This is a genomic window from Streptomyces tateyamensis, assembly GCF_003205575.1.
GTDB classification, from domain to species: Bacteria; Actinomycetota; Actinomycetes; order Streptomycetales; family Streptomycetaceae; genus Kitasatospora; species Kitasatospora tateyamensis.
The window spans coordinates 50,210-57,225 of record NZ_PYBW01000068.1 but is presented as its reverse complement, the minus strand read 5'-3'; the positions used below and the strand labels follow the sequence as shown (position 1 = coordinate 57,225).

Below are 7,016 nucleotides of genomic sequence, written 5' to 3'. Positions count from 1 at the left end.
GCCGCGGATGTCCTGGTACTTGGGCGCGATCATCTTGTCCGAGGCGGGCAGGTTGACCCACAGCTGCAGGCCGTGGAAGAGGCCGCCGGACATCACCAGCGACTCCGGCGGGGTCTCGATGTGCAGCAGCCCGGAGCCGGCCGTCATCCACTGGGTGTCGCCGTCGGTGATGGTGCCGCCGCCGCCGTGCGAGTCCTGGTGGATGAAGGTGCCGTCGATGATGTAGGTGACGGTCTCGAAGCCGCGGTGCGGGTGCCAGGGGGTGCCCTTGGGTTATGTCAGTTAGGGGACTAGTACCATCAGCTTTCATGTCCGCACCAGCAGTGATCACCGGCATGGACGTCCACGCGGCCGTCTACGCGCGCCAGTCCGACGCGCGGGAGAACGCGAGCGAGGCGTCCACCACGACCCAGCGTGAACTGGGTACGGCGGAGGCCAAGCGACGGGATGCCAAGTCGGTCACGTACTACGAAGACCTCGGCATCTCGGCATTCACCGGGGTCGAGCGCCCGGAGTTCGAGAAGCTGTTGCAGGACTGCCGGGCAGGCCGGATCAACCTGCTGATCGTCTACTACATCAGCCGTCTCTCGCGGCTCGATCCGCTCGACGCGATCCCGGTCGTCGTCGAGCTGCTGAACCTCGGCGTGACCATTGTCAGCGTCACCGAGGGAGAGTTCCGCAAGGGCAACCTCGTGGACCTGATCCACATGTTCATGCGCCTGGACCAGGCCCACAACGAGAGCAAGAACAAGAGCGTGGCCGTCCGGGGCGCCAAGGCCACGGCCCGCGAGCTGGGCGGGTACGTCGGTGGCAAAGCGCCGTACGGCTTCGAGCTGAAGGCCGAGACCAGGCTCACGGCGGACGGTCGGCCGATCGTCATCCAGACCCTCGTGCACACCGTGAACGAGCCAGAGGTCATCCGCGACATCTGGGCGACGATCAAGAAGCACAAGGACGCGCCGTACGACCCCAAGCGCCGCCGTCACCCCGGTTCGCTGGGCGGGATCGTCAACAGCATGAACAACGAGGTCATCGTCCCTACGCGCGGCGCGACCTACGGCAAGAAGACGAAGGACAGCGCATGGGACACGAAGACAGTCAAGCGCATTCTCAGGGACCCGCGGATCGCCGGATTCGCCGCCGTGCCCGTGTACAAGGTCCGGGAAGACGGCAAGACGACAAGCCAGATCGAGACCTATCGCATCCTCCGGGACCCCGAGACGATGCTCCCGCTCCAGATCTACGAGGCGATCATCCCGCCGGAGGACTGGCACGAGCTGCAGGAGTGGCTCGACGGGCGAGGGCGCGGAAAGGGCCTCTCGCGGGGTGAATCCCTGCTGTCCGCCATGGGAGTCCTGTTCTGCGAGTGCGGAGCCGTGAAGACCTCCCACGCGGACGCCAAACCGGTGAAGCGGTCGTACCGCTGCCGCCGGCGCAAGGTCCTGCCGGGTCAGCACACCGGAGACTGCACCATCAGCCAGGCGGCACTGGATGACCACGTGGGACGAAGCATCTTCGCCCTGCTGCGGGAGGTCGAGCATGACCACGAGGCTCTGGCGGTTCTCGCTGAAGCAACACGCAGGTTCGGCGTCGCCAATGAGTCGCCTGAACGGTCCCGTGAGCGCGCGACCTTGGTCGCGGAGCGCGCCGACGCCGTGAGGGCACTGGAAGAGCTGTACGACGACCGCAAGGCAGGCGGCTTCCGAGGGGACATCGGCCGGCGGAGGTTCATCGCGGAAGAGTCCGCGCTGCTGAATCTCCTGGAGGCCGCCGAGGCGCGGATCGCGGTCCTGGAGGAAGCTGCGACCCCAGTGATCCCCATCGCCGAGTGGCTGCCCGAGGACCCGGAGGTCGACCCGATCGGCCCGGGTTCGTGGTGGAACAGCGCACCGCTCGATGAGCGCCGAAAGTTCGTCAAGCTCTTCGTGGACCGGATCACCGTGTCCAAGTCCAAGGAGCGGGGCGGACGAGGGCCGGTGCATGAGCGGGTGAATATCGACTTCGCCAAGCGGCAGGAAACGGCGGAAGACGGCGGGCAGCGCGCGCTGTGACGGTTGCCAGTAGGTGAAGCAGGTCCCGGACAACGATGTCCGGGACCTGCGCGACAAGAGCGGGTCGATTCGCCCCACTGCTACCCAGGGAGCCGGTGTCAGGGCCAGGGCCCCAGCCGGACCCAATACGATCCCTCCGATCGGATTGATGGACCAGAGGGGGGAACCGCCGTGATCACACGGAAGCAGGCGCGGGGCTGGAGCGCACTGGGGGCCGCCGCTCTCCTCACGATGGGCGTGGCCGGCTGTACTTCCGGGAGCGGGTCCGGGACGGCTCCGGTGTCTTCCGCCTCCGGCGCCTCGGGCAGCGCCACGGCCAGTGCGACACCGTCGTTCACCGAGGCGCAGGCTCAGCAGGTTTTCGAGCGGTACGTCCGGGAGAGGCAGGCGGCCACCGAGAAGGGCGATACCGAGGCGCTCGCCCGGGTGGAGGACGGGCAGCTGCTCAAGGAGAACCGGGCCGAGGCGCAACTGCATCAGGCCAACGGGACCAAGAACGAGCCGATCCGGCCTGTCCGCCCGGTGTACCTGATCCCGCGGACCGGCTCCGGAGAGCCGCAGAGCTTCGCCGTCCTGAGCAAGACGGAGGGACGGGAAACGGACCGCAGTTCCACCCTGACCTTCTTCACGCGCGACCGGGCAGGCGGGGAGTGGAAGGCGGTCGTGGCCACTTGGGTGGTGACCGAGGCGCCGTCGACGACGGCTCCGACCGACGCCCCCTCTTCGACACCGGCGCCGGGCCAACGCTCCGTGCGGCCGACGGTAATGCCGGCCCTGGCCCGCGGAGCGTCGGGAGGTGTGGAGCTGTCGCCGACTGCGGAGACGGACGCCGGTGTGTGCGGGCGCTATGCCCAGTACCTGAGCTTCACCGTGCCGGCCGGGAAGCCGGAGAGCGCCGACTTCGAACGAGGCGACTTCACTAGCGGCCTGGTGGACTACTTCAACGGATGGGACCAGAAGGTGCTCGAGCGCAGCCTCTCGTTCCGTTCGCTGACAAACGCGCTGCCGACGTTTCGGCTGAAGGACGGCGGCTCCCTCGTCACCTGCACGCTGGAGGGCACCTACCTGGACCGGGGCCGGACGCCGGCCAACTGGATCGAGCCCGACGGCGACACCGACGCGCTGCTGGGACGGGGCCGCAAGTGGTCCAGCATCGAGGAGGTGTGGTCCGTGCCAGCCGTCGTGGAAGTGCCGCAAGGGGGCGGTCCCGCAACGGTGCTCTCCTCGGAGGCGTACGGAGCGACGAAGCTGTCGGTGACGGGTGTGGAGTGGAAGTAGTGGGACCGATCGAGGGGGCGCGGCCTCAGCGTCTGGGTGCCCTCGCCAGCCCGCCGAGGTAGCAGTCCAGGAGGCCCACCTCGGGGTCCATGCCCTCGTCGCAGGCGAGGTCGTCCGACCGCTCCCGGCCATGGCCCCCACGGGTTACCACCAGGCGGAAGGAGGCGCCGTCCGGCACCTGGGCGTTCTGCGGGCGGTGACGCCAGGGTGCCGGACGGCGCTCGACGTGGGGTGCGAATTGGCAGACAGGCGAGCCAGCCCCGGTCGGAGCTTGTCAGTCCAGCCTTAGCTCCACGGTCCGATGACCTTCAACGTCGGTTTCCGGAAGGAGACTTCGACGCCACCGGCTACCGTGACCGTGACGAGTTCGAGCGCGAGTTCGCAGAGCGCTTCGCCCACGATGCCGGCGAGCTGGGCACGGATCTCGGAGGTTTCGTCGGCGAGTATCCGGGAGGGCGAACTGAACTCGAACCGTCCGAGGCCGTAGTGCCCCGCCAGGCGGAAGGTCACGGTGGTCTCGGGCTGGGGGGCCTTGAGCATCTTGGCCAGCGCGGCCCGCTCCTCGGAGGAGCTTGGGCAACCGCATGGAGCCCCCCGCACCTCGGTCGGCGACAGGAACAGGGCACCGTCGCAGTGGTGGACGAGCCCCTTCGGTCCCCACAACCGCATCTCGGTCGCGACGGAGTCCGCGCCGTCGAGGACAATGCGAACCGCAGGCGAACCGGTCACTACCCCCTGGGCCCAGTCGTCGGCCTGTGTGCCGCCGAGGAGTTGAAAGACTGCTGCAGCGGTCTCCGGGGTGGTGCTGGAGACCCGCCAGTTGGGCAGCGACTCAGGGCGGTTGTCGGTCCGGCGGCCGGTGTGGAAGCGGCCCACGACTGCGTCGTTGGGCGCGCAGACGTCCAGAGCTACCGAGGGGTCAACCCGCTTGCGGGTGCCCTTGTCACCGGAGGACTTCCGCTCATGGAGCGTTGCGAGCGATCCGTCGATCACATGGCTGGAGCGAAGGAGGCTGGTAGTGGTCGGTACAGACCGAGTGACTACCGCTGGGGCCTGAAGGGCCTTCAGGTGGATGACTGCAGAGCGGGCGTCCGGCTGGGCAGTGCTGAGGGACAGCTGGGGCATACGGCTCCTCTTGCGGTGGCCGGCGGGCTGCAACCCGGGCTACCGCATGGCGACGTCGTGGATGGGCGGTTGGCGAGAGGGTGGCTCCCGATTGGGAGCGAGAAGACGGCGATCGGACGTCAGCATCGAGATCGCGGGAGCCGGACTGGCCGCGATCTGTCGCGGCGGCACGGCGGAGAAGCTGCGTCGGCGTCCAGCGCAGGTGGCCTGCGGGGTGCGGACGGGCAGCTGGGGACAGACCCGTCAGATGGGTCTGGGGGAGGCGCTGGGGGCGGTCGCGGCGGAGCCCGATACGAACCGCGCGGCGGCGGCTTGGCAGGAGCCGCGGGCTGCGACTGCGTGTTGCTGGGGCGGCATGCGGGTCCCTCCCCGGTGGCTGGCGGGCTGCAACCCTGCACCGTGGTCGATCGTCGTGGATGGGCATTGCGCGGTTGGTGGCCGCGTGGGGTGTGACGTTAGCTCTGGATCCCGGCCGCGCCAAACGGCTGGTCGGGCTTGTGAGCACGGTAGGAGCGGTCCCGGCCGTTTTCCAAAAAAGATCTTGAGCGGCCTCGTAACGGCCGACAGTGTCCCGGGCGACGGGCCCGGCCAGGTCACTCGTCCGTGTGAACCGGCTCGGCTGGCATCTTGCCGCCCTTGAGGAACTCCTGGACCAGCGGCGTCGGAGCGTATCTGCGGTACTCGAAGGAGAGGCCGATCGCGATCTTCCCGCGCAGCCGCTTGCGGTTGTGAGGGAAGTCCTGGCAGTACTTCTCGGCGGCGGCCAGGGCTTTGGTCGTGAACTCGGCACCCTGCGCGGCCAGGCGGTAGCCCTGGACCACGTGTTCGGCGAGTTCCTGCATGATCTTCTCTTCGGGAGAGGTCGACGGGCCGAGGAAGTCTTCCAAGGACAGGTCGAAGACCTTGGCGAAGCCGATCGCCTCGTTGAGGTTGATCCGCCGCCGCGGTTCGCCGCTCTCGATGCGCCAGACCGAGGACTGGTTGATCGGGTAGCCGGCCTCGGTCATTCGCTTGGCCAGCTCGCCGGTGCTCCAGCCGCGGCGCTCGCGCTCCAGCCGGACCCGTTCGGCGGCGTTCTCCTCGCTCAAGCCGGCGACGGTGGCCTCGCCAGTCGCACTGCCTCCCGGCTCCTCCTTCACCGGCTCGTCGGAGGAGCCCTCCGCTGCCTTGTCCTGCTCAGGCACTCGATTCACCTCGCATCCATTTCCGAGGCGACTTGCATAACGGCCGCCGGGGTGCCATGATGATGCACGGTGAAAGGATTGTCAAGCCGAACCGCATTGCGGGAGGCTGCCTGCCGCTCGCCCCGAAAAGGCCGAAGGCCCCCGGTGCTACCAACACCGAGGGCCTGAAAGGTCCAAAACCGCCCATCCACGACGATCGACCACGGTGCAGGGTTGCAGCCCATACGCACCGGGGAAGGACCAACGTGCTCCAGCGTACGGCGTCGCGCCCTTACGGCGCACCTGCCTCACGCCCGTTTGCCCCGAAGGCGGGGTGGTAGGCCATGGCGCGCATCCGCACCATCAAGCCCGAGTACCCCGTCTCGGAAGACCTCGCCTCGGTGTCGCTGACCGCCGAGCGCACGTTCGTCTGCCTGCTCACCCAGGCCGACGACGAGGGACGCCACCGCGACAACGCGGCGGTCCTCAACGGCGCCCTGTGGTCGCTGCGGCCCGAGCACACGGCACTCGACACCGAGGATGAGCTGCGTCAGCTCGCCGAGACCGGCCTTATCTGCCGGTACACCGGCTGCGACGGGCGCCAGTACCTCCATGTCACCAAGTGGCACGAGCACCAGAAGATCTCCCACCCGACCCCTTCGCGCCTGCCCGCCTGCCCCGTCCACGAGCCCGCGGGCTGGTGCGGCAAGTGCAAGGCGAAGGGCAAGGGCTGTGCGCGGCCGGCTCCGGAGAACTTCCGGAGCCTTCCGGAACCGCTCGCGGCCCTCGCGGAGACGGTCCCCGCCCAGCGGCCCTTCTCCGCCGACCCCGATCCCACCCCCGTAGCAGCCCTGCCGGTGCCCAATGCGGCAGCTCCGAGTGAAAGTGCAGGTCAGACGGCTTCTCCGGAGTCTCTCCGGAGGGCTCCGGAGAACGTCGTGCCTGGACCATGGACCTTGGACCATGGATCTACCCCTAAAGGGGGCGGCTTCGCCGCGCCCACCCCGGCACCCTCGTCGGCAGCACCTGACCGGGACGGCCCGGTCCTGGTCGCCGCGCCCACCGGCAAGCCCTCGGTGAACGCGGGCGACCTGGTGGCCGAGTACGTCGCCGGCTGCCCGAAGCCGGTCCCGGCCAACGTGCGGGGGCACCTCGGCAAGGTCATCAAGGACCTGCTCGACGGCGGCACCAGCGACGACGACATCCGCGCCGGGCTGCAGCTGTATGCGGCGAAGCCGATGAGCCCGAGCGTGCTGCCGAGCATGGTCCACGAGGCGATCAACGCCCAGCCCGCCGCGTCCTCCCGCGCCGGGCACGGAGCCGCCCGTGCACCGTACCGGCCCTTCGCCAACCCCACCGACGCCCGCGACTACTACGAGGGGGACCTGTGACCAGCCTG

5 protein-coding genes and 1 pseudogene are annotated in these 7,016 nt (G+C 68.8%); 3 read left to right on the top strand and 3 right to left on the bottom strand.

Annotation, left to right across the window (positions count from 1 at the left end):
• A pseudogene (locus C7C46_RS36635) lies at positions 1-273 on the bottom strand (pirin family protein); the annotation flags it as partial.
• Positions 274-308: 35 nt separating this feature from the next.
• On the opposite strand from C7C46_RS36635, the gene C7C46_RS19175 reads away from it, so the two are divergent.
• Positions 309-2,051, top strand: coding sequence for a recombinase family protein (locus C7C46_RS19175; RefSeq protein WP_245984528.1), 1,743 nt, complete (start codon positions 309-311; stop codon positions 2,049-2,051).
• 279 nt (positions 2,052-2,330) lie between these two features.
• Positions 2,331-3,329: a DUF8094 domain-containing protein gene (locus tag C7C46_RS19170; RefSeq protein WP_146259139.1), complete on the top strand. Its 999-nt coding sequence runs from the start codon at positions 2,331-2,333 to the stop codon at positions 3,327-3,329.
• Positions 3,330-3,614: 285 nt separating this feature from the next.
• Here the strand turns inward: C7C46_RS19170 and C7C46_RS19165 are convergent, their stop codons facing one another.
• Both C7C46_RS19165 and C7C46_RS19160 read right to left on the bottom strand, forming a co-directional pair.
• Positions 3,615-4,322: a recombination directionality factor gene (locus C7C46_RS19165; protein WP_146259138.1), complete on the bottom strand. Its 708-nt coding sequence runs from the start codon at positions 4,320-4,322 to the stop codon at positions 3,615-3,617.
• 725 nt (positions 4,323-5,047) lie between these two features.
• Complete coding sequence (locus C7C46_RS19160) at positions 5,048-5,542, bottom strand: helix-turn-helix domain-containing protein (RefSeq protein WP_245984534.1); 495 nt, start codon at positions 5,540-5,542, stop codon at positions 5,048-5,050.
• 419 nt (positions 5,543-5,961) lie between these two features.
• Here C7C46_RS19160 and C7C46_RS19155 point away from each other — a divergent pair, with 419 nt between their 5' ends.
• On the top strand, positions 5,962-7,008 hold the full coding sequence (locus C7C46_RS19155) for a hypothetical protein (protein ID WP_110671078.1): 1,047 nt from the start codon (positions 5,962-5,964) through the stop codon (positions 7,006-7,008).
• Positions 7,009-7,016 lie beyond the last annotated feature (8 nt).